Genomic DNA, 254 nt, shown 5'->3' with positions numbered 1-254 from the left:
CCGGAGGGGCGTTCGGCGGTGCGGCCGATGGCGGTGGCGATGCGGTTGATGGCGGCGACGCGCTTGTCCTCGAGGGGGCCGAGGATGGCGTTCTGGACGAAGTTGGGTCCGCCCTGTCCGACGGTGTCGACCAGGCGCTTGTTGGCCTCGGCGATCTGCTGGTCGAGGTCGCCGAGGTTGCGTTCGACCTCGGCCCGGGCGGAGGCGGGGACCGCGGGGAGCTCGGGGGCCACCTGGGGGCAGGAGACCGTGCC

Annotated in this window: 1 pseudogene; it reads right to left on the bottom strand. The window is 73.6% G+C overall.

From position 1 onward, the window contains the following. Positions 1-254, bottom strand: a pseudogene (locus tag ADK41_RS14875) (hypothetical protein); the annotation flags it as partial.

The organism is Streptomyces caelestis (assembly GCF_001279005.1).
Lineage (GTDB): Bacteria > Actinomycetota > Actinomycetes > Streptomycetales > Streptomycetaceae > Streptomyces > Streptomyces heliomycini.
This window is presented reverse-complemented; position numbering and strand designations above follow the sequence as displayed.